Origin of the sequence: Xenorhabdus lircayensis (assembly GCF_016306625.1) — a bacterium.
GTDB classification, from domain to species: domain Bacteria; phylum Pseudomonadota; class Gammaproteobacteria; order Enterobacterales; family Enterobacteriaceae; genus Xenorhabdus; species Xenorhabdus lircayensis.
This window is the reverse complement of sequence record NZ_JACOII010000006.1, coordinates 84,448-109,995: the sequence shown is the minus strand read 5'-3', so window position 1 is coordinate 109,995 and position 25,548 is coordinate 84,448. Positions and strand designations below refer to the sequence as shown.

Annotated in this window: 7 protein-coding genes; 1 reads left to right on the top strand and 6 read right to left on the bottom strand. The window is 43.7% G+C overall.

The window, feature by feature from the left end; all coding sequences use genetic code 11:
• Window positions 1-186: 186 nt before the first annotated feature.
• The 6 genes from H8A87_RS00820 to pntA form a co-directional block, all read right to left on the bottom strand.
• Window positions 187-6,195 (bottom strand): non-ribosomal peptide synthetase, encoded by a 6,009-nt coding sequence (locus tag H8A87_RS00820; protein ID WP_198688140.1) that lies wholly within the window; start codon window positions 6,193-6,195, stop codon window positions 187-189.
• A complete protein-coding gene (locus H8A87_RS00815) occupies window positions 6,192-10,877 on the bottom strand; it encodes a non-ribosomal peptide synthetase (protein WP_198688139.1) in 4,686 nt (1,561 codons plus the stop codon). The genes H8A87_RS00820 and H8A87_RS00815 overlap by 4 nt, the downstream gene beginning before the upstream one ends.
• Window positions 10,874-15,574, bottom strand: coding sequence for a non-ribosomal peptide synthetase (locus H8A87_RS00810; protein WP_198688138.1), 4,701 nt, complete (start codon window positions 15,572-15,574; stop codon window positions 10,874-10,876). Before H8A87_RS00810 ends, H8A87_RS00815 begins: the two co-directional genes overlap by 4 nt.
• The gene (locus tag H8A87_RS00805) at window positions 15,571-20,169 is read right to left on the bottom strand and encodes a non-ribosomal peptide synthetase (protein ID WP_198688137.1); all 4,599 of its coding nucleotides are present in this window, start codon (window positions 20,167-20,169) and stop codon (window positions 15,571-15,573) included. Before H8A87_RS00805 ends, H8A87_RS00810 begins: the two co-directional genes overlap by 4 nt.
• A gap of 544 nt (window positions 20,170-20,713) precedes the next feature.
• Complete coding sequence (gene pntB / locus H8A87_RS00800; RefSeq protein ID WP_198688136.1) at window positions 20,714-22,102, bottom strand: Re/Si-specific NAD(P)(+) transhydrogenase subunit beta; 1,389 nt, start codon at window positions 22,100-22,102, stop codon at window positions 20,714-20,716.
• Between the two features lie 10 nt (window positions 22,103-22,112).
• The gene (gene pntA / locus H8A87_RS00795) at window positions 22,113-23,657 is read right to left on the bottom strand and encodes a Re/Si-specific NAD(P)(+) transhydrogenase subunit alpha (protein WP_198688135.1); all 1,545 of its coding nucleotides are present in this window, start codon (window positions 23,655-23,657) and stop codon (window positions 22,113-22,115) included.
• Between the two features lie 390 nt (window positions 23,658-24,047).
• Between pntA and ydgH the strand changes: the two genes are divergently transcribed.
• A complete protein-coding gene (gene ydgH, locus H8A87_RS00790) occupies window positions 24,048-25,001 on the top strand; it encodes a DUF1471 family protein YdgH (RefSeq protein WP_198688134.1) in 954 nt (317 codons plus the stop codon).
• Window positions 25,002-25,548: the final 547 nt, after the last annotated feature.

The following is a 25,548-nucleotide window of genomic DNA, read 5'->3' as shown; positions in this document are numbered from 1 at the left end:
TATCATGGAAAATAGGGTATTTTCCCGTTTTTACTTTCTCAGTCTTTATTTGTACTGGGTAATACCGTTTATATTATTAACGCTGACATACAATCCTTCTTTATGAAAATACTCTAATGCCATGAGCGCTAATGTCTTCATATTCGCCTCATCCATGAGGCCCCCCTATTTATTCCTTAAAAGGACTTAGTCATAAAATCGACTGATATTTTCTTTTTCCTGACCGGATGTAATAACATTCAATAGTTGTTCATAATGTTTGGTCAGATTGTCAACAACTTCTTCGCTATACAGCTCTGGATTATAACTAATCTCACACATGATATTTTGTGGTATGTTTATGAGGTTTATCCCGAGTGACTGGAAAGGAACGGGATCGATATTTATCAATTCCATATTAAGATTTGTGGTGGATAATTTTTCATCACTTGATACATCTACAGAGTCAAAGAGATTTGAGGCATCCGCATAGTTAAAGATAACGTTGAAGATGGCATCCCTCACCTTTTTTCCCACAGTATCAATAACTGCGGACATGTGAATATCTAAGTTCCCCAAAGCACTATAGATAAACTGACTGATCTGTTTAATGATATCATGCAGGCTCATCTCTTTACTGATCGTTGATTTTACTATTAAGGCATTCAAAAACATCCCTACTGTTTGATGACTTTCCATGCTAGAACGGTCAGCTTGTGGAGAGGTAACAATATGCTGTGATTCACCCGAATGCATAAAAAGACAAGTATGGAACAGAGCCATAAATAGCATATAAGGCGTGATATTGTTAGTTTCGCAATATTGTGAAACGGCTTTAGTCAATGAATGAGGTATATTGATGCGACGGACATTAAATCGATATTTTGAAGCCAAATGTTTGCTGAAATCAATCGGAAAAACGTGTCCCATATTCACATCAGAAAATTGTTTTTGCCAGAATTTCATCTGTTTTTGATATTCTTCAGTTTTATGACGCCTCTGCAAATCATAGGCGTAATCCGAATATTTCATAGCAACTGGAGGCAGAATAGGCTCTTTATTTTGTGAATAAGCGGCATACGATTTACGAAGTTCATCCATAATGATATAGGATGACCAACCATCGAAAACAATATGATGAATATCAATAAGTAATACAGAATTTGTTTCCGAAATGGGTATTAGGAATGTCCTGATTAATGGGCCATTATAAATATCAAAAGGCGTTCTCAGTTTTTCTTCCCAGAGTTTTTTGATTTCAATAATAAGCTGTTCTTTTTCCATTCCTCTTGGCAGCAATTCGATAATTTGTAAATTTATTTTCATGTTGTTGTTAGGCTGCACGAAAATCTGTCCATTTTCTTGATAAAATTTAAAACGTAAACTTTCATGTTGCTCTAGAATAGTATTCAAACTTTTTTCCAATGCACTGCGATCCAGTTTTCCGTTCATCAGCAAAGTAACTGGCGCATGAAAGCTGTCTTCCAACACATTTTCTTGAACAAAAGACCAAAATATCTTCTGACAATAAGAAATAGGTATTCTGCCATCAGATATATTTTGTTCTGATTCATCCGTAGGTATTTCATACTTTTTAGCGTTACAGATCACATGTGCAACTTGTGCAATGGTCGGATTCGTAAATAGTTGGTGCATGGTGAAATTATCGGTTAATGCGTTTTTGATGGATGCTGTAATTTTAACCGCCAAAAGTGAATGACCGCCTAGTGCAAAGAAATTATCGTGAATGCCAATTTCGTTGATTTTCAAATGCTCTTGCCATAACTGACAAAGCTTTTTCTCAACTTCATTTCTCGGTGCAACATAACTCTGCCGATGCAAGTCATTTTCATCTGGAACAGGCAGCGCTTTTTTATCCACTTTATTGTTCAAGGTAAGCGGCATCCGCTCCAGAGGAATATAGAGATTGGGAACCATATATTCAGGCAGTTGTTTTTTCAGATCTGATTCGAGTAGCTCTGAAAGTTCACTGCCAATAGCTGATATTTGGGGATAGTTGGCTAAATAGGTTTGACTGTAACCAGTACACGCCTGCACGGGTGGTAGTTCGCCACGGCTGAAAATTACATCCAATAAGTCGGGTTGCTGTTGTGACCATGTCACGCCACACTGATAACCACATTGTTCCGCATATTGAAGCAGGGATTCAAATGCCTGAGTCTGCTCTGTCGCCTCTGGGGAGAAGTTGTCTGTATATTCTGGTGGGATTATCACCTGATTTGCCGACCAGTGGCGTAGCCCCTCAGCCAAGGCAAGATCCTCTTTGACGCGGGCATTGGGAATACCAGAAACACCAAATGTGTCGTCTGCCCCTATCTGTAACAAATTGCGCAGGGTTTCAAGGGACGTAAAATCGTACCAGGACAAGGGCAGATCATTACCAGATCTCGCATTTTCGTCTCTTTTATGCAATATGACATCATAACGATAACGCAGCATTTCATTGTCACCAATGCCGCGTTTGACCAGAATATCAACCCGGCTGATCTCAGGATAACGCGCCGGCAATTGGGAAAAATAGGTCGGACTGAGCAAAAATTCCGGCTCTTGTTGTAAGCGTCGCTGAATGCGGTTTGCCAGTGCACCAACTTCAATACGTTGTCCATTCAAACGGCTTTGCTCTATAGCCGTAATATGTGCGGTTAACAAATCTAAATTCCGGATATCGCCCAGCAGAATTTTCCCCCCCGCTTCAACAGCCGATATTAACTGTTCCAGCACTTTGTTCAGATATTGAATATTGGGGAAATATTGGACGACGGAGTTAATGATTACGGTATCGAATTCGCCGGTGGTCAGTGTCCCAAAGTTGAGCGCATCTCCCCTTCTTAACTGCACATGTGCCCAGCCGCGTTGTTGCAGGATTTGCTGATGCCGGGCCAAAACCTCCGCCGAAATATCAGTGGCCAACACCGATTCACACTGTTCAGCATAGCAATACAACAGCAATCCTGTACCACAACCAATCTCCAGTAAGCGCCGAGGCTTGAAAGCCCTGATCCTGTGCAGAGTCCCTGCCCGCCACTCTTCCATCTGGTCGAGGGCAATGGGTTGTTCGGTATAACTGTTCATCCAGCCACCGAAATCACTCTCTGGTTGGCTTTTATCAGTGATAATGCCAAGATCGACATTTTCGGTCGTTCCCTGACGGTATTGTTCATCAAAGATTTCTGTCCAGCTTTCAAGATAATCCGCATTACATGCCGCGGCTCTTTCGGCCAACCAACCCGCGGTGGGGCTGACATAAGCAATCAGTTTTTTATCCTCACTATCATGACCATAAGTGATCACAGCAGCGTTGCTTAAAATGTCATTTCCGGTCAAAGCCGCCTCAATTTCCCCCAGCTCTATCCGGTAGCCTCTGACCTTAACTTGAGAATCAATGCGGCCAATAAATTCCAGATTGCCATCTGATGACCAACGCGCTAAATCCCCCGTGCGGTATAAACGCCGGGGATGGGCACCGTCCATCGGATCAAGGATAAATTTCTTGGCGCTCATTTCGGGGTCATGTAAATAACCCCGCGCCAGCTGGGCCCCGCCGATACACAGTTCCCCTTCAACGCCGATGGGCACAATATGGTCATTGGTATCAAGAATGTGGACGGTAATATTATTTAAAGGTTTACCAATGGTGATTTTCTCACTCAACAATGGTGCCATCGCCACACAAACCGTGGTTTCTGTCGGGCCGTACGCATTGAATAATTGCCTGCCCTGCATCCACTGCATTGCAATATCGGGAGAAATGGCTTCCCCTCCGACAATCAATGTCGTCAATGAACGCCATTTCTCTTGGGTTAAATGTGGCAATAAAGCGGGGGGAAGAAGCGCATGTGTTAATTGATGTTGTTCAACAATGGCATCAAGTAGCTCAGGGGAACGTTGCTGTGTTTCTGAAATTAAATACAGCGTTGCACCGTGCGCCAGTGTCATAGCCAGTTCAAACTGAGTCGCATCAAAGCTCCAGGAGGAAAACTGTAACCCCCGCGTGTTTGCATTAATTTCAAGCAGGGCCGCTTGCGAAAGTGCCAGATTCACCCAACCCTTGTGCTCCAGCATTGCACCTTTGGGTTTACCTGTAGAGCCGGAGGTATAAATGACATAGGCCAGATGATTTTCAGTCAGGGGCAAGGGGCGATCGGTAATATTCGTCATCGGCAAATTTTGCAGGTATGACTGTACGGCATCGGTATCCAGACAGATGACGTTTTGCTGGCTGATAGGCAATTTTTCTGTCAGATGCGTTGCAGTCAGAATGAGCCCGGCTCCGCTATGCTCCAGCATGTATTGGAGGCGTGCTTTCGGGTAACCGGGATCTAACGGCACATAAGCCCCGCCGGCTTTAAGAATGCCGAGCAGTGCCACGACCGCCTGCAATGAACGGGGAATACAGAGCGCGACCAGTGTTTCTGGTTTGATGCCTTGTCCGATCAGATAGTGTGCGAGCTGGTTGGCCTGCTCATTCAATGCCCGATAGCTCAGAACGTTGTCGCCAAAAACCAGCGCAGTTTTTTCGGGGTTCTGCGCCACCTGCGCTTCAAACAGTTCATGGAAACAGCGCCCACGGTGGCGGTGATCCTGTAGCCCATTCCACTCATTCAGTAAGGTGTGTTTTTCGGTATCGGCCAAGAGTGGGATCTCATGGACGGAAGGTTCAGTGCCAATGCGATGGTTCATCGCGTCAACAATGCCGGTCAGCAAGGTTTCATAATTGGCGAGTAATCGGTCAATGGTGGCGCTATTGAACAGGCTGGTGTCGGAAATCCATACAATGGACAGCTCACCTTCCTTTTCCTCTTCATAAACATGGACTTCTAAATCAAATCGGGTAGTGAGAAGCGAACTTTCTTCAAACGCAATAACATTATCCTGCTCCAGCGTCATATTCCGCTGATTGTTCTGGACGGCAAAGATGATCTGGAATATGGGGTTATGGTTTAAGTTTCGCTCTGGACTGATTTTTTCCACCAACATTTCAAATGGCAGATCTTGATGTGCGTAGGCATCCAGAATGGTGCGGCTGTTTTGCTTTAATAACTCACTGAAGGTGGGCTGTCCGGATAAGTCCGTCCGGATAACCAATGAATTAACGAAAAAGCCGATCAGAGATTCTATGTTATGGTGCGTTCTTCCTGCCAGTGCTGTCCCAACCAAAATATCTTTTTCATTACTGTAACGGCTGAGCAACACAGCAAAAGCCGTTTCCAGAAACATGAATAAAGTCACTTTATGTTTGGCACACAATACCTTGATATCTTGTGTTAGGTGCTTTGAAATACGTTGTGTATGAGTACGACCTTCGAAATTCTGTCTCTCTGGACGTGGATTATCTAGTAGTACGCGGTGGAGTGGCGTAATACCTGATAATTGGTTCTGCCAGTAAGTCAGCTGTTTTTCCAGAATCTCGCCTTGCAGCCAGTTCCGCTGCCACTGGGCATAATCAGCATACTGAATTTTTAATGGTGGCAGCGGATCCTCTTCACCTCGGCAATAAGCCTGATATAAGGTGTGAAATTCGCTGAGAAATATCGATATTGACCAACCATCACAGGCGATATGGTGCACCGTATAAATAATGACATAATCATTTTCAGCCAATTTTATTGACCGAACGCGTAGCATCAGATCCGTGCTGAGATTAAAAACCAAACTCTCTTCTTCTTTGCCGAGTTGTTTTAACTGATGGTTTCTCTCGGTTTCAGAAAGTGCTGACAAATCATGGTGTATAATGGGCAAGTCATAGTCAGTGACGATAACTTGCCGTGGTTCGTTATCGATAGTTTTAAAATGGGTACGTAATACTTCATGGCGTTCAAACAGCGCTTTAACGGCAGCCTCAAATGCCTTAATATTCATTAATTCCTGTAGCCTGAAATCCCCTGTACAGTTGTACTGGGGGCTGCCTCCATTAAGTTGATCAAGGAACCACAGGCGTTGCTGGGCAAATGAGAGCGGATAATGTGCTGCACCACCATTACGCTGGATATCTTGCAACCGATGTATGTCCATTTCATCTTCTGAATTGACATGGTTCAGAAATTCAATCAACTCTTGCCTATAAAGTTTCCACTCACTGAGCAATTCTAACGGTATGCTGTCGCGACGGGTTTCATATTGTAAACGGTTATCAGCAACAAACAGGGTAATTCCCTGACTCAAAGCTTCATTGACAATCTGCGCAGCATTTTTCATATATCACCTTTCAATAGTTTTTGTGTCGTTTCTTGCTCAGCCTGGAAATTTTTTCTGCTTTCTTTGACAAGATAAACAGTAATGACTTGTGATAACTGCTCAAGTGTTGGATGCTCAAAAATACTCCTTAATGGTATTTCAACGTCCAACTCATTACGTATCGAACTGATCAGGCGCGTCGCCTGGAGTGAATGACCGCCCAACGTGAAAAAATTGTCATGAATGCCGACCTGACTGATTTTTAGTAATCCCTGCCATAATTGACAGAGCTTTTTCTCAACTTCATCTCTTGGCGCGACATAAGTCTGCCGGCGCAAATCATCTTCATTCGGAGTGGGTAGTGCTTTCTTATCCACTTTATTGTTCAAGGAGAGCGGCATGCGCTCCAGGGGGATATAGAGGCTGGGAACCATATATTCCGGCAGTTGTTTTCTCAGGGCAGATTCAAGTAATTCTGACAGTTCACCGCTAATGGCCGAGATTTGGGGATAGTTGGTCAAATGGGTTTGACTGTAACCAGTACGAGCCTGAACGGGTGGCAGCTCACCACGGCTGAAAATTACATCCAATAAGTCGGGTTGCTGTTGTGACCATGTCACGCCACACTGATAGCCGCATTGTTCTGCATATTGAAGTAAGGATTCAAATGCCTGAACCTGCTCTGCCGCTTGCGGGGAGAAACTGCCCGACAGTTCAGGTAAAGATACCAACTGTTCTGCCGACCAGTGGCGTAACCCCTCAGCCAAGGTAAGATCCTCTTTGACGCGGGCATTAGGAATACCTGAAACACCAAATGTGTCATCTGCCCTCGTTTGTAGCTGAGTACGCAAATTCTCCAGTGTTTCGAAATTGTACCAATTAGAGGCAAATTCGCTGCCATGTCCTGAATTTTTACCTCTTTTATGCAGTATGACGTCATACCGGTAGCGTAACATTTCATTGTCACCCACCCCGCGTTTGACCAGAATATCAACTCGGCTAATCTCAGGGTAACGTTCCGGTAATTGGGCAAAATAAGTTGGGCTGATTAAAAATTCCTCCTCTTGCTGTAAACGACGCTGAATGCGGTTTGCCAGTGTGCCCACTTGGATACGCTGTCCGTTTAGGCGGCTTTGTTCTATGACTGTGATATGTGCAGTTAACAGATCTAAGTTGCGGATATCGCCCAGTAAGATTTTCCCTCCCACTTCAACAGCCGGCAGTAACTGTTCCAGCACTTTGTCCAGATATTGAATATTGGGGAAATATTGAACGACAGAGTTAATGACAACAGTATCGAATTCATCAGGAGTGAGAGTCCCAATATTGAGTGCATCTCCCTTTCTTAGCTGAACATGCGTCCAGCCACGTTGTTGCAGGATTTGCTGATGCCGAGCCAAAATTTCAGCGGAGATATCTGTAGCCAGCACTGATTCACACTGTTCAGCATAGCGATACAGCAGTAATCCTGTACCACAGCCGATCTCCAGTAAACGGCGGGGATGCAGGGTTTCAATCCGGTTCAGGGTTCCCGTACGCCATTCTTCCATTTGGTCTAGGGCAGTCGGCTGCTCGGTATAGCTGTTCACCCAACCGCCAAAATCACTATCTAATGCCATTGTATTTAATGCCATTGTATTGTTCATGCTTTCGGTTTGGGCATTTTCTGTATTGTGGCGGTATTGTTCATCAAAGACTTCTGTCCAGCTTTCAAGATACTCGGCATTTAATGCCGCCGCTTTTTCAGCTAGCCAGTCTACGCTGGGACACACGTAAGCAATCAGTTTTTTATCTTCACTATCATGACCATAATTAATCACGGCAGCATTGCTCAAGGCATCCTGACTGGCCAGAACCGCCTCAATTTCCCCCAGCTCTATGCGATGGCTGCGAATTTTGACCTGAGAATCCATGCGGCCAATAAACTCCAATAAACCATCGGGAGTCCAACGAACTAAATCGCCAGTGCGGTACAACTTATTGTTTTCAGGACTTGTATTGAATGGATCAAGAATAAATTGCCTTTCTGTCATTTCTGGTGCATTCAAATAACCACGAGCCAATTGAATACCTCCAAGATACAACTCCCCTATAACGCCAATGGGCACCAGATTACCGTCGGGATCCAGAATACGAACCACAGTGTTTGGTAACGGTTTCCCTATCGTAATTCGCTCCCCCGTTAACAGGCCTGTGGTGACAATGGATGTGCACTCTGTTGGACCGTATACATTGAACAGTTTTCTACCCTGTGACCAATGGGCTGCAATTTGGGGTGTCACGGCTTCCCCCGCTAACAGCAGGGTGGAAACGGTGCGCCATTTGTTGAAATCCAGATGAGGCAACAGAGCTGGTGGCAATACCGCATGCGTGATCTGGTGTTTTTCAACTATGGCATCCAGCAGTTCAGGGGAACGTTGTTGCGTTTCTGAAATCAAATACAGGGTTGCGCCATAAGCCAGGGTCATCGAAATTTCTAAAATCGTGGCATCAAAGCTCCAGGAAGCAAACTGTAATCCCCGGCTGTGTGAATCAGCGCCAAATAAGGTTGACTGCGAGAGCGCCAGATTGACCCAGCCCTTATGCTCCAGCATTGCGCCCTTCGGTTTGCCCGTGGAGCCTGAGGTATAAATGACATAGGCCAAATGATTTTCGGTCAGGGGCAATGTGTGTTCAGCAATATTGTCTGTTGGCATGTTTTGCACATATAGCTGTATCGCGTCAATATCCAGACAGATGACGTTTTGCTGGCTGATGGGCAGTTTTTCTATCAGATGTGTTTCGGTCAGAATGAATTTTGCTCCACTGTGCTCCAGCATGTATTGAAGACGCGCTTTCGGATAAGTGGCATCCAGAGGGACATAAGCTCCACCCGCTTTAAGAATACCCAGCAGTGCCACAAACGCCCGTAGTGACCGCGGAAGGCAAATCGCAACCAACGTATCGGGTTGGATACCTTGTTCGATTAGGTAATGTGCGAGCTGGTTGGCCTGTTCATTTAATGCCCGATAGCTGAGAGTGCTGTCGCCAAAAACCAGCGCAGTTTTTTCGGGGCTTCGCGCCGCCTGCTCTTCAAACAATTCATGGAAACAGCCCCCGCGTTGGTAGTGATCCTGTGGTCCATTCCACCCATGCAGTAACGTGTGTTTTTCAGTGTCGGCCAAAAGTGGAATGTCATGGACGGACGGCTCTACAGAGTGATTCATCATCTCAATGATGCTGGTAAGCAAGGCGCCATAATTGGCGAGTAATCGGTCAATAGTGGCGCTGTTAAACAGGCTAGTGTTATAAATCCATAAAATAGATAGTTCACCTTCCTTTTCTTCCTCATAAACATGGACTTCCAAATCAAATCGGGTAGTCCGAAGTGGGCGCTCCTCAAATTCAATACTATTGTTCTGTTCTAGCGTCGTATCCCGCTGGTTGTTCTGAACAGCAAAGATGATCTGGAATATGGGGTTGTAATTTAAGTTTCGCTCTGGACTGATTTTTTCCACCAACATCTCAAACGGCAGGTCTTGATGTGCGTAGGCATCCAGAATGGTGCGGCTGTTTTGTTTTAATAATTCACTAAAGGTGGGTTGTCCGGATAAGTCCGTCCGGATAACCAATGAATTGACGAAAAAGCCGATTAAGGATTCAATGTCGCGATGCTGTCTCCCCGCAATTGCGGCTCCAACCAAAATATCCTTTTCATTACTGTAGCGACTGAGCAGTACGGCAAACGCTGTTTCCAAAAACATGAATAAAGTCACTTCATGTTTAGTGCACAGCGCCTTGATTCCTTGTGTCAGGCTTTTTGAGATACGCTGCGCATGAATACGTCCTTCTAAATGTAATTTTTCAGGGCGTGGATTATCTAATGGAAAGCGGTGGAGTGGCGTAATGCCCGATAATTGGTTCTGCCAGTAAGTCCGTTGTTTTTCTAGGAGATCGCCTTGCAGCCAGTGCCGTTGCCATTGGGCATAATCAGAATACTGAATTTTCAGCGGTGGCAGCGGATCCTCTTCACCTCGGCAATAAGCCCGATATAAGGTGATGAGTTCACTGAGAAATATTGCCATCGACCAACCATCACAGGCGATATGGTGCATCGTATAAATAATGACATAATCATTTTTTGCCAATTTTATGAGCAAAATGCGCAACATCAGCTCTGTGCTGAGATTAAAGGCTGTGCCTTCTTCTATTGACCCCAATTGCTTAACCTGATGTTCTTTTTCGGTTTCAGGGAGTGCCGATAGATCATGCAATGTAATGGGTAAGTTGTAGTCTGTGACAATAAATTGCCGAGGCTCGTTATCAATGACATTAAAATGAGTACGCAACGCTTCATGACGTTCAAGCAGTGCCTTAACCGCTAATTCAAACGCCTTAAGTTTGATCGGCTCCCGAAATCTGAAATCCTCTGTACAGTTGTACTGGGGGCTACCTTCAGTCAGTTGATCAATGAACCACAAACGTTGTTGGGCGAATGAAAGCGGATAATGCGCTGCACTGTCATAACGCGGGATAAATTGCGACCCATTTGAATCGATTTGATTAAGGAAATCGATCAACTCTTGTTTATGGCTTTTCCATTCACTGAGTAGTTCTGGCGGAATACTGTCGCGTTTGGTTTTATATTTCAATTTGTTATTAACAACAAACAAGGTAATTCCTTGTTCTAAAGCATCACTGACAATTTGCGCCGCATTTTTCATATATCACCTTCCAATAGTTCTTGTGTTGTTTCTTGCTCAGTCTGGAAATGTTTTCTTTTTTCTCTGATGGTGTGGATATTGGTTATAACTTCCGATAATTGTTCGAGCGTTGGGTACTCAAAAATGCTTTTCAAAGGTAGTTCTATGTCTAAATCGTTACGTATTGAACTAATCAGGCGGGTGGCTTGGAGGGAATGTCCCCCTAGAGTAAAGAAATTGTCATGAATGCCCACTTGTCTGAGGTTCAACAATTTTTGCCATAACTGACCGATTTTTTGCTCTATTTCATTTCTTGGCGCGACATAATCCTGCCGGCGCAGATCATCTTCATTCGGGATCGGCAACGCTTTTTTATCCACTTTGTTGTTCAGTGTGAGTGGCATGCGCTCCAGCGGGATATAGAGGCTGGGAACCATATACTCAGGCAGTTGTTGTTTCAGGGCAGATTCAAGTAGATCTGACAGTTCACCGCTAATGGCCGAGATTTGGGGATAGTTGGCCAAATGGGTTTGACTGTAACCAGTACGCGCCTGCACGGGTGGCAGCTCACCACGGCTGAAAATTACATCCAATAAGTCGGGTTGCTGTTGTGACCATGTCACACCACACTGGTAACCGCACTGTTCAGCATATTGGAGCAGTAATTCGAGGGCTTGAGCTTGCTCTGCCGCTTCAGGAGAGAAGCGGCCTGTATCTTTTGGTGGAGAGATTATTTGATTCGCAGACCAATGGCGTAAGCCTTCAGCCAAGGTAAGATCCTCTTTGACGCGGGCATTAGGAATACCTGAAACACCAAATGTATCGTCTGTACCCATTTGTAACAAAGAACGCAATTTGTCTAGTGTCTCGAAGTTGTGCCAAGTGAGCGCGATTTCATTGTCATTTTCTGAATTTTCACCTCGCTTATGCAGTACAACGTCATACCGGTAGCGCAGCATTTCGTTATCACCCACCCCGCGTTTGACCAGAATATCAACTCGGCTAATCTCAGGGTAACGTTCCGGTAATTGGGCAAAATAGGTCGGACTGAGCAAAAACTCCTGTTCTTGCTGTAAGCGTCGCTGAATGCGGTTTGCCAACGTACCCACCTGAATGCGCTGCCCATTTAAGTGAGTTTGTTCTATGGCCGTAATATGTGCGGTTAACAAATCTAAGTTTCGGATATCGCCCAACAGGATTTTTCCCCCCGCTTCAATAGCGGGCAATAACTGTGCAAGCACTTTATCCAGATATTGAAGGTTGGGGAAATATTGGACGACGGAGTTAATGATTACGGTATCGAATTCGCCGGTGGTCAGTGTTCCCAAGTTGAGCGCATCCCCCCTTCTTAACTGCACATGCGCCCAGCCACGTTGTTGCAGGATTTGCTGATGCCGGGCCAAAACCTCCGCGGATATATCTGTAGCCAGCACTGATTCACACTGCTCAGCATAGCGATACAACAACAATCCCGTACCGCAGCCGATTTCCAATAAACGGCGGGGATGCAGAACGTCAATCCGGTGCAGGGTTCCCGCCCGCCACTCTTCCATCTGGTCAAGGGCAATGGGTTGTTCGGTATAACTGTTCATCCAGCCACCGAAATCACTCTCTGGTTGGCTTTTATCAGTGATAACGCTAAGGTCGACATTTTCAGTCGTTCCCTGACGGTATTGTTCATCAAAGACTTCTGTCCAGCTCTCAAGATAATCCGCATTACATGCCGCGGCCCTTTCAGCCAACCAGGCCGCAGTGGGGCTGACATAAGCAATCAGTTTTTTATCCTCACTATCATGACCATAAGTGATCACGGCAGCACTACTTACGACATTTTGTCCGGCCAGAACCGCCTCAATTTCCCCCAGCTCTATCCGGTAGCCTCTGACCTTGACTTGGGCGTCAATGCGGCCAATAAATTCCAGATTGCCATCTGATGACCAACGCGCTAAATCCCCCGTGCGGTAGAAGCGCCGGGGATGGGATGCATTCATCGGCTCAAGGATAAATTTTTTTGCGTCCATCTCTGGGTCATTTAAATAGCCCCTCGCCAGCTGGGCCCCGCCGATGCATAATTCCCCCACAGCGCCAATGGGCACAATACGGTCATTGGAATCAAGAATGCGGACGGTGATATTGTTTAGCGGTTTACCAATGGTGATTTTCTCACTCAATAATGGTGCCATTGCCACACAAACCGTGGTTTCTGTCGGGCCGTACGCATTGAATAGTTGTCTGTCCCGCATCCATTGCATCGCAATATCAGGGGAAATGGCTTCTCCACCGACAATCAATGTCGTCAATGAACGCCATTTCTCTTGGGTTAAATGTGGCAGTAAAGCGGGGGGAAGAAGTGCATGTGTTAGTTGATGTTGTTCAACAATGGCATCCAGTAATTCAGGGGAACGTTGCTGTGTTTCTGAAATTAAATACAGCGTTGCACCATGGGCTAGTGTCATTGCCAATTCAAATTCTGTTGCATCAAAGCTCCAGGAGGAAAATTGTAGTCCCCGCGTGTTTGCATCGATTTCAAATAGAGTGGCCTGCGAGAGAGCCAGATTGACCCAACCCTTGTGTTCCAGCATCACGCCTTTTGGCCTGCCCGTGGATCCTGAGGTATAAATGACATAGGCCAGATGGTTTTCGGTCAGTAACAATGGGCGTTCGACGATATTTTCTGTCGGCATATTTTGCAGGTGTGACTGTACGGCTTTGGTATCCAGACAGATGACGTTTTGCTGGCTGATAGGCAATTTTTCTGTCAGATGTGTTTCGGTCAGGATGAACTCCGCCCCACTGTGATCCAGCATGTATTGGAGTCGTGTGTTCGGATAACCGGGATCTAACGGCACATAAGCCCCGCCGGCTTTAAGAATGCCGAGCAGTGCCACGACCGCCTGCAATGAACGGGGAATACAGAGCGCGACCAGTGTTTCTGGTTTGATGCCTTGTCCGATCAGATAGTGTGCGAGCTGGTTGGCCTGCTCATTCAATGCCCGATAGCTCAGAACGTTGTCGCCAAAAACCAGTGCGGTTTTTTCGGGGTTCTGTGCTGCCTGCTCTTCAAACAGTTCATGGAAACAGCGCCCACGGTGGCGGTGATCCTGTAGTCCATTCCACTCATTCAGTAAGGTGTGTTTTTCGGCATCGGCCAAAAGCGGAATGTCATGAACTGGTGGCTCTTCAATGCCAACAGGATGGTTCATCACTTCAACTATACCCGCAAGCAGGGTTGCGTAATTGGCGAGTAATCTATCAATGGTGGCTTTTTTGAACAAGTCAGTATCAGAAATCCACTCAAGGGATAACTCACCTTCTTTTTCTTCTTCATAAACATGAACTTCTAAATCAAATCTCGCTTTCAGTAGCGGACGTTCCTCGATTTCAATACTGTTATCCTGCTCCAGCGTTGTATCCCGCTGGGTATTTTCCAGAGTAAATGCGATTTGGAATATGGGGTTATGGTTTAAGTTTCGCTCTGGACTGATTTTTTCTACCAGCATCTGAAAAGGCAGGTCTTGATGTGCGTAAGCATCCAGAATGGTACGGCTGTTTTGTTTTAATAACTCACTAAAGGTAGGCTGACCGGATAAGTCCGTCCGGATAACCAAGGAATTAACAAAAAAGCCAATCAGAGGTTCTATGTCATGGTGTGTTCTTCCAGCCAAAGCTGTTCCAACCAAAATATCCTTTTCATTACTGTAACGGCTGAGCAGTACGGCAAAGGCCGTTTCCAAAAACATGAATAAAGTCACTTCATGTTTAGTACACAATGCCTTGATTTTTTGTGTCAGACTTTTTGAAAGACGCTGCGGATATATGCGTCCTTCTAAGTTCTGTTTCTCTGGGCGCGGATTATCCAGTGGAAAATGGTGGTGTGGTGAAATACCTGATAATTGGTTCTGCCAGTAAGTCTGCTGCTTTTCCAGAACATCGCCTTGCAGCCAGCTCCGCTGCCATTGGGCGTAATCGGTATACTGAATTTTCAGCAGGGGCAGCGGATCCTCTTCTCCTTGACAATAAGCCCGATATAAGGTGAGAAGTTCATTGAGAAAAATTGCCAGCGACCAACTATCGCAGGCGATATGGTGCATCGTATAAATAATGACATAATCATTTTCGGCCAGTTTTATCGCCCTAACCCGCAGCATCAGATCCATGCAGAGGTTAAAAACCAGATTCTCTTCTTCTTTAGCGAGTTGTTTCACCTGCTCTTTTTTCTCGGCTTCAGAAAGTGCCGACAGATCATAGTATGTAATGGGCAAGTCGTAGGCGGTGACGATAACTTGCCGTGGTTCGTTATCGATAATTGTAAAATGAGTACGCAACGCTTCATGGCGCTCAAGTACTTTTTTCACGGCAGCTTCAAACGCTTTGATATTAAAAGATTCCCGCAGCCTGAAATCCCCTAAGCAGTTGTATTGGGAACTGCCTTCATTAAGCTGGTCGATGAACCACAAACGCTGCTGGGCAAAAGAAAGCGGATAATGTGCTGCACCACTATTACGCTGAATTTCCTGCAACTGATGTGGTTGAGTTTCCTCTTTTGAATCGATATGGTTCAGAAAATCGATCAATTCTTGTTTATGGTTTTTCCATTCACTGAGCAGTTCCGACGGTATGCTGTCGCGGCTAGTTTCATATTGTAAGCGATTATCAACAACAAACAGGGTAATCCCCTGATTTAAAGCTTCATTGATGATTTGCGCGGCGTTTTTCATATATCACCTTTCAATAGTTTTTGTGTTGTTCTTTGCCCAGTCTGGAAATGTTTTCTTTTTTCTTTGATGAGATGAACCATGGTGATTTGTGATAACTGCTCCAGCGTTGGATGTTCAAAAACACTTTTCAGAGGTATTTCAACGTGTAGCTCATTGCGTATTGAACTGATCAAACGTGTCGCCTGGAGTGAATGACCACCCAGCGTAAAAAAATTATCATGAATGCCGACCTGATTGATTTTTAGTAGGCCTTGCCATAACTGACTGAGTTTCTCCTCAACCTCGTCTCTCGGTGCAACATAAACCTGCCGTCGTAAATCATTCTCGTTGGGGACTGGCAAGGCTTTTTTATCCACTTTATTGCTGGAAGTAAGAGGCAATCGTTCGAGTGGGATATAAAGGCTGGGAACCATATACTCAGGCAGTTGTTGTTTCAGGGCAGATTCAAGCTCTGTCGAAAGTTCATTCGTAACGGTAGACAACTGAGGATAATTGGCCTTATATGTCTGGATATAAGCAGCACGAGCTTGTATTGGCGGCAGTTCGCCACGGCTGAAAATCACATCCAGCAAATCAGGTTGTTGTTGTGACCATGTCACGCCACATTGATAACCACATTGTTCCGCATACTGAAGTAGGGATTCGAATGTTTGGATCTGTTCTTCTGTCTGAGATGAGAAACGGCCAGTATGTTCAGGTGGGGTTATTAATTTATTGGCCGTCCAATGCCGGAGATTTTCGGCCAATGCCAAATCCTCTTTGACACGAGCATTGGGAATACCTGAAACACCAAATGTGTCATCTGTTCCCGTTTGTAACAAAATACCCAAGCCGTCCAGTGTTTCAAAGTTGTGCCAATTGAATGCGAATCCACCACTAGGTTGTGAATGTTGTGAATTTCCGCCCCTTTTATGCAATACGACGTCATAGCGATAACGCAGCATTTCATTGTCGCCGACCCCGCGTTTGACCAAGATATCAACTCGGCTGATCTCAGGGTAACGTTCCGGCAATTGGGCAAAATAGGTCGGGCTAAGTAAAAGTTCTTGTTCCTGTTGCAAACGCCGATAAAGTCGATTTGCCAGTGCTCCAGCTTGAATAGGTTGTCCGTTCAGTCGACTTTGTTCTATGGCGGTAATATGTGCTGTTAACAAATCTAAGTTTCGGATATCACCCAAAAATATTTGGCCACCTGCCTCAATAATAGGGAGTGACTGTTTGAATAAAGTTTCCAGATAGCGGAGGTTAGGGAAATATTGGGTTACTGAGTTAATGATAAGTGTGTCGAAGGAGGATTTTGTCAACGTTCCCAAACTAAGGGCATCTCCCCTTCTCAATTGAACATGATCCCAACCGCGCCGTTTCAGTTCTGTCTGATGCTGATCCAAGACGACTTCCGAAATATCGGTGGCTAAAACGAATTCACAATCCTTGGCATAACGATATAACAGTAGCCCTGTACCATAGCCAATTTCCAGTAATCGACGAGGATGTAGACGCTCAATTCGCTGCATTGTACCCGTCAGCCATTCTTCCATTTGTTTGATTGCAATAGGCTGTCCGGTATAACTGTTATTCCAACCTCCAAAGTTGCTTTCTATCGCGTTTTTATGTTCGGTTTGTTCATTGACATTGCTTTCATTGATTGTGTTATCGGTGTTGTCAGCATTGTGCCTGTATTGGTCATCAAATACCGCTGTCCAGTGTTCGAGATTATCCGCATTAAATTCCTGTGCTTTTTTATCAATCCAAGCATCGGTTGGACATACATAAGCAATGAGTTTTTTATTTCCATCGCTGTCATTGTTAGCAATCACAACCGCAGAACTTAATGCCTCATGCGCAGTCAGAGCAGTTTCTATTTCACCCAGCTCAATGCGATATCCGCGCATTTTCACCTGTTGGTCATTGCGCCCCACAAAATCAATATTTCCATCAGCGTGCCAGCGCCCGAGATCGCCACTTTTATAGAGTTGCCTTTGCGGATCTGTACTAAAAGGATTTTTAATAAAACGTTCGGCGGTCAGTTCTGGGCGATTTAAATATCCCAACGCCACACCATCACCGCCAATGTAAATTTCACCTGTCACGCCGATAGGCACAGGGTTGCGTTGCTCATCCAGGATATAGATCTGGCTGTTTGAAATAGGACGGCCTATAGGAATGCTAGATGTCTGTTCATCGACTTTATCAATCAAATAAGTTGCTGAAAAAGTTGTTCCTTCCGTTGGCCCATAACCATTAAGTACATGCTGTGGTGCATTACCTGCCAGCAATTGCCGAATTGTCGCGGGCTCTACAATATCACCGCCGACTAACAGATAACGCAGGTTACCAAACACGTTAGCTAACGGATTGAGGTACTGAGTAAATAATCCCACCGTTAACCAAAGTACGGTTATCTGATGGGCTTGAAGCCGTTGGGCAAATTGTTCAGCATTAAGCACAATCCATTGGGGAACAATCACAACTTTTGCCCCGTTCAGCAATGCAGCCCAAATTTCAAACGTGGATGCATCAAAGGCGGGATTGCTGCAATGAGCGATACTGTCTGTAGGCATAATTTGTACGTATTCGGTGTTAATAACTAGGCGATTCACAGCACGATGAGGAATGATGACACCTTTGGGGACTCCGGTTGAGCCTGAGGTATACATCACATAAGCGGGTTGTGATGACACGAGAGATAAATGAAGATTGTCACTGACGCACAAAGCTATTTCACTAGCAACTTCTTGTATATTGAAGCATTGCAAAGTTACCTGTTCGATTTTGATTCCATCAACAACACGATCATCAACCACAATAACGCGGCGGGCTTGACAATCATTGATAAGTAGAGTCTTCCGTTCTGTCGGCAATGTTGGATCGAGTGGTATATAGACTCCACCGCTTTTTAGGACAGCTAACTGGGCAATCAACATCGAAGTACTACGAGGTATCAGGATGGGAATATATTCGCCAATTCTCACACCTTGTTTCACCAGATAATGAGCTAACTGATTAGCTTGATGATTGAGTTCAGCATAAGTGAGGTGAGTATTATCCTCTGAAATCAGCGCAATGGCGTCAGGTGATATTTCCACCTGTTTTTCAAAGAGTTGATGGATACATTTATTTTGTGGATAAAAGCGCGTGGTTGCGTTGAATAGCTCAATGAGCTGTTGGTGCTCACTTTCCGGCAAGATACGCAATTCAGAGACGCGTTTTTGGGTATCCTCTATCATCTCGTTAAGCAAGATCACATAGTAGGTGATCCAACGCTGGATTGTTTGTTTGTCAAAGAGCTCGGTGGCGTAATTCAGGTTTCCACTGATCTGGTGCTCTTTTTCTATCAGAGAAAGCGATAAATCAGAGATAACCGGTTCATGGATTTTATCCTCCAGCGTAATACTCAAGTCAGATAAATTGACTTCGTTTTCCGGTTCACTATGTAAAAGAAACCGCTGCAAAGAGAACATGGTTTGGACAATTGGAGTGTGGTTCTGGTTATGTTGAGGATGTAATGTTTCAATCAATTGCCCAAAGGGAATATCCTGATGCTCATAGGCTTCTAAGGTGACATTTTTGACTTGTTCAAGCAGAGCCTCAACACTGATTTCTGCGGTAACAGAAACTCGAAGTGCTAGTGTGTTGGTGAATAAACCAATCAAATTTTCAAGTTCAGGGTACTGGCGGTGGGTTGTTGGTATCCCTACGACAATATCTGTTTGCCCACTGAGCCGAGATAGCAAAGCTGACCATCCCGCGTAAAGTACCATGGAAAGTGACATATTATGCTGCTGTGCGAAAAGTTTAAGCTTTGCACTCAGTATTTTATTCAAAATTATGTCAACACTAGCATTGTTGTAACTGCGAACTACCGGACGAGAATGATCTAAAGGTAATTCCAACGGTGAAATAATTCCTTCCAAACGAGCATGCCAATAATTAAACTGTTTCTCCAACCTATTACCCTGTATCCAACTACGTTGCCATTGGACGTAATCTGCATACTGAACGAATAATGGTTTGAGAGAATTATCTTTTCGCTCACAACATGCTTTATATAACTCGCTAAACTCACGAAATAAAATAGAGGTTGACCAATTATCGAAGATAATATGATGCATCGTGATAAGCAACATATGTTCATTGGGATTTAAAATAAGCATGCACCCACGGATTAGAGGACCTGTCTGCAAGTCAAATTTGTGCTCAACAGCCTCTTCCAATCGGTGGCGTTGTAACTTAATTTCTTTCTCTGGCGGTGAAATATTGCTCAAGTCAACCCATCTTAATTCAGAACGTCCTTCTGGATTGATTACTTGCTGGGGTTCTCCCTCAACCTCTACAAAGGTGGTTCTGAGAGATTCATGGCGTTGTATCAATGTATGCAGCGTTATTTGCAAGGCTTGCTGATCTAATGGACCGGATAATCTCAATGCTATGCTGATGTTATAAACGGTAGTTCGCTTTTCAAACTGATTGATAAACCATAGGCGTCGCTGCGCCCAAGAAGTTGGCAATCTGATTTCACCGTCCTTGCCTACTGTGCGAGGATATGGCGTAGGTATTTCAGATTGATTTTCTTCTAATACAAATTTATTCGTCATAATTTTCCTTCCGTTATTAACTACCGTAAAAGATCTTAGATCTTTTCTTCCATACATTGAGGGCAATAGAACAAATAATTGGAAAATATATTTCATCAACCCTCTTATATAAAAAATTAGGCATTAGATGATTTTTATTTTGACATTTTTTAAATGCGGGAAATAATGTATTTATATTTTCAATATGCATTGTATGATGAATATTTTTTGAAATGCTAAATGAGGCGGGATTCTTATTTTGAAATAAAAAATCATTATACAGTAATAAATCATCATATTTTTAAAGGTGAAATAAAAGTCATTAACAATTATGTTAACATATTGTTGTTGAGACTCATTAGTTACATTATTTGATTTGGTTATCAAAAAAACAATAAAATTTAGATATTTTTTATAGGTTAACTAATATTAAAACAAATTTTTAAATAATTAGATGAAAAATAAGATGCAAATATAAATTATAACCAGCGTAAATTGTTTTTTAATAAAAAAGAGCTTCATGTTATAACATGAAGCTCTTGGGTATCAAGATTATCTTATGCCGCTATAAGGCGTGAAGAATGGCTTCAACACTTGCTTTAGCATCACCAAACAACATTTGAGTATTCTCTTTAAAGAATAATGGGTTTTGTACTCCCGCATATCCTGTATTCATGGAACGTTTAAACACAATGACGTTTTGGGCTTTCCAAACTTCTAATACTGGCATGCCGGCAATGGGACTTGAAGGATCTTCCTGAGCGGCTGGGTTTACTGTGTCATTGGCTCCAATAACTAAAACGGTATCCGTTTCAGTGAAATCATCATTAATTTCATCCATTTCCAGAACTATGTCATAAGGAACTCTGGCTTCAGCAAGCAGTACGTTCATATGACCAGGCAAACGTCCCGCGACGGGATGAATACCAAAACGGACTTTCACGCCCTTCTCACGTAATTTCGCGGTGATGTCATGAACGGGATATTGTGCTTGGGCAACCGCCATACCATAGCCTGGCGTAATGATTACGGAAGTGGAATTTTTCAACAGTTCAGCGACGTCTTCCGCCATTGTTTCGCGATATTCTCCCATATCTTGTTCATCATTCGCTGAAGTACCGTCTGTACCAAAACCGCCGGCGATGACGCTAACAAAGGAGCGATTCATCGCCTTACACATAATATAAGAAAGGATCGCCCCCGAAGAGCCAACTAAAGCACCGGTGACAATCAATAAGTCATTGCTTAACATAAAACCCGCTGCTGCTGCTGCCCAACCTGAATATGAGTTCAGCATGGAAACAACAACTGGCATATCTGCACCACCGATAGAAACAACTAAATGCCAGCCAAAAGCGAATGCGATGATAGTCATCACCAGCAGTGTGAAAATTTGTAAGCCAACACTTTCCGTTCTTATAAAGGTGAACAGCAGCATTAAGGAGACGATCAGCGCTGCCAGATTAAGTTTATGTCGGTGTGGCAACATCAATGGCTTGGAAGAGATCTTTCCGCGCAATTTACCAAATGCCACAACTGAACCGGTAAATGTCACGGCACCAATGAATACCCCAAGGAAAACTTCTGTCAGATGAATGTTCTCCATAATGGGATTTGCGAAAATATCATGGGCGATGAAGCTATTGAACCCAACCAAAACTGCCGCCAAGCCGACAAAACTATGCAGGATAGCCACCAATTCTGGCATTTCTGTCATCTCCACTTTTTTAGCGAGACGAAGACCAATGACAGCACCGATGACCATCGCCAAAATAATCCAGCCAATTTTACCGGTATCGGGTCCCAAGATGGTAGCAATCAACGCAATTGCCATACCGAAGATGCCGAAAATGTTACCCCGTTTAGAGCTTTCATGGCGGGAAAGTCCCGCAAGACTGAAAATGAATAAAATGGCGGCAACAATATATGCCGCTGTAACTACTCCGTTCGACATAAGTTACCCCTTACCCTTTACGAAACATTTTCAGCATACGTTGAGTGACAGTGAAGCCACCGAAAATATTGATGCTGGCAATTAACACTGCAATGAATGAGAAGAAACTCACCCATCCCCCTTCACCAATTTGTAATACTGCCCCAACGACAATAATCCCTGAAATAGCATTGGTAACAGACATTAATGGTGTATGTAATGAATGGCTGACGTTCCAGACAACGTAATAACCCACAATACAAGATAGGGCAAACACAGTGAAGTGAGACAAAAACTCCTTCGGTGCTAGGTGAGCCAACCAGCCATATAGTATTATCGCTAGCGCAAACATCCCATATTTCAGCCACGGAGATTTAGGCTTTTCTGCTGGTTTATCTTCTTTTTTCAGCGGCGCAGGTTTGCCGGTGGGTTGAGCAGAAACTTGGATGGGGGGAGCTGGCCATGTGATTTCGCCCTCTTTAATGACAGTGACGCCGCGTACAACGACATCATCAAAATCGATGGTGATTTCTCCATTTTTCTCTTTACCTTTCTCTTTACATAGTAATTTCAGTAAATTGACCAGATTTGTACCATAAAGTTGTGATGATTGAGTGGGTAATCGGCTAGGAAAATCGGTATAACCGATAACTTTTACGCCATTTGGTGTCACGATAAGTTTATCGGCCTCTGTGTATTCACAATTACCGCCATTTTGTGCCGCCAGATCGACAATCACGCTGCCAGATTTCATGGAATCAACCATTTCTTTGGTGATAAGCCGTGGTGCCGGTTTGCCTGGAATCAACGCGGTGGTAACAATAATATCGACTTCTTTTGCCTGTGCAGAAAATAATTCCATTTCGGCTCGGATAAAGGCTTCTGACATGATTTTTGCATAACCATCACCTCTGCCAGCATCTTCCTTGAAGTTCAATTCCAAAAATTCAGCTCCCATGCTTTGTACTTGTTCTTTAACTTCTGGACGTGTATCAAAAGCACGGACTATTGCACCGAGGCTACCGGCAGCACCAATTGCAGCTAATCCTGCAACACCTGCTCCAATGATCATGACCTTAGCTGGTGGTACTTTGCCAGCGGCTGTAATTTGCCCTGTGAAGAAACGGCCAAATTCATGGGCTGCTTCAATAATGGCACGATAACCAGCAATATTTGCCATCGAACTGAGAGCATCTAAAGATTGTGCGCGGGAAATTCGTGGAACTGCATCCATGGACAAAACGGTTATTTTACGTTCTGACAACTTTGCCACTAATTCCGGATTTTGCGCTGGCCAGATAAAACTAACTAGCGTCGCACCTTCTTTCATCAAGGCAATTTCATTATCTGCGGGGGCGTTCACTTTTAAAATGATATCTGATTGCCAAACTTGATGAAGTTCTGCAATGTCAGCACCTGCTTTTTGATAAGCAAGATCGTTAAAACTGGCAAGCTGCCCTGCTCCCGTCTCTACCGTGACGCTAAACCCTAACTTACGCAATTGCTCCACGGTTGATGGTGTGGCAGCAACGCGAGCCTCATTAGAAAGTCGCTCTTTTGGTACACCAATATGCATAATGTTTCCTTCTTTAAGAATGAAAGATTGCCGATTATTACCTTGTTGAAGCCTATTTAACGATTAGATTGATTTTATTACTGCTATCAGCAAAACCTATCAATAGAATACAAAATAGTAACGTAATGAAAATAATGTCAATGATTTATCATAATAAAGTCAGAAAAAATAAAATAACCCTTAAATCTAAACAATGCTTCAGTTCGTATAACTCACTATATTTATTAAAATTCCTAGAGTCATATACTAAAAAATGACAATCTCTTATTTAGAAGATGTAAATTCTTGCGACAATTAGCATTATTACATGTAATAATTGCGATCTATGTGATACATAACAATGTTCAGCACGTTATAAATATTTTAATGCGCAAGGCGAAAGGATTTTTTATGAAGCTGAAGACAACGATCATCGCTACCGCGGTGCTTTCATTAATCTCGATTACTGCTGCACATGCGGCTAAAGAATTGACCCCAGAACAAGCCGCAGAACTCAAGCCGTTTGAGCGGATCGCAGTCACTGGTCGTTTTAATGCAATTTATGAAGCTGCTGATGCGGTTTCCCGTCAAGCGGATAAAAAAGGCGCTGAAAGTTTTTACATCCAAAGTCTCGACGATCTTAATGGACGTGGCAATTTACGTGTTGTAGCCGATTTATATCATAAAGATGCGGAAAAAGCAGATAAAACACCTAATTATCGCATCTATCGTGGTATCAAGGAATTACCTAAAACTGAAGCGATCACTTTGGAACCCTTCGATACTGTAACGGTGAATGGTTATTTCCCTACCGATCCTGATCTTAAAGAAGCCATCGCCAAAGCCGCTAAAAAGAAAGATGCCGCTTCCTTCTTTATTGTGCGTGATATTGCACCAAATAATGGTGGAAACCAAATAGTCACAGCATATATCTATAAAGAAGATGCACCAAAACGCAAAGTTCAATCTAATAATGCCGTCATTCCGGCAGATTCTGATGCCGGGCGACAAGCTCTGGCACAAGGTGGCGAAGAAGCCAAGAAAGTAGAAATTCCAGGTATTGCTTCTTCAACTTCAACAAGTAATGTGGTTGGCCGCTTTTTTGAAACCCAGACATCAAAAGGTGGTCGTTACACTGTAACGTTGCCTAATGGTACAAAAATTCAGGAGCTCAACAAGGCATCTGCGGCTCAGATGGTTCCGTTTGATTCCATCACCTTCTCTGGTTATTACACGACTGCACCGGAAGTTTCTTATCAGGTTGCTAAGCGCGCAGCAGAGAAAGGAGCAAAATACTACCATATCACTAGAGAATGGCAGTCTAATGGTGGTAACGTCACCATCAGTGCTGATTTATTCAAATAGTCAGAACGTTATTCATCAGTTCATGAAGCAGGCACAAATAAAAAATTGTGCCTTTTTTATTGTATTTCTTTGAGCCTTTCATCATTTTTTGCACCAATAATTTTCCTTTGTTTAACAATTTACTAACCAGCCAACATGCTATGAGATTCAAATAACCCCTATTTTACCGTTCTTCTTGACTGCAATATTTACATAATTGTTTGTTATTTGTTTTGTTACTGTAAAATATACAATGCGTATTATCAAAAGTGTTTATCTTATGTTCATTTCCATGTTTATTAAGATGATAGTATGTATTAGAAAAATTATCTGTAATTCGTTTTCTGACTCCCCTAAAAAAGTTTATGAATAAAATTTATATTTTTTTGCATAGTCACCCATTGCATACAATCCCTTCACTCCGTAGAATCGCCCTGTTTTTTTAGATTTATCTACTGAATCTTTTCTGCAATCCTTAGCATGGATGCAATAAATGTCCAATATGTGTTCGATATTCAGGACAAGTGTTCTGGCTAATCGTGTCGTGTCGATTATATTATTTTTAGGA

Bases quoted from the DNA above. Each gene is read 5' to 3' on its own strand.
- H8A87_RS00815 (WP_198688139.1), bottom strand. From the start codon at position 10,877: ATGAAAAATGCGGCGCAAATTGTCAGTGATGCTTTAGAACAAGGAATT.
- pntB (WP_198688136.1), bottom strand. From the start codon at position 22,102: ATGTCGAACGGAGTAGTTACAGCGGCATATATTGTTGCCGCCATTTTA.
- H8A87_RS00805 (WP_198688137.1), bottom strand. From the start codon at position 20,169: ATGACGAATAAATTTGTATTAGAAGAAAATCAATCTGAAATACCTACG.
- ydgH (WP_198688134.1), top strand. From the start codon at position 24,048: ATGAAGCTGAAGACAACGATCATCGCTACCGCGGTGCTTTCATTAATC.
- H8A87_RS00820 (WP_198688140.1), bottom strand. From the start codon at position 6,195: ATGAAAAATGCTGCGCAGATTGTCAATGAAGCTTTGAGTCAGGGAATT.
- H8A87_RS00810 (WP_198688138.1), bottom strand. From the start codon at position 15,574: ATGAAAAACGCCGCGCAAATCATCAATGAAGCTTTAAATCAGGGGATT.
- pntA (WP_198688135.1), bottom strand. From the start codon at position 23,657: ATGCATATTGGTGTACCAAAAGAGCGACTTTCTAATGAGGCTCGCGTT.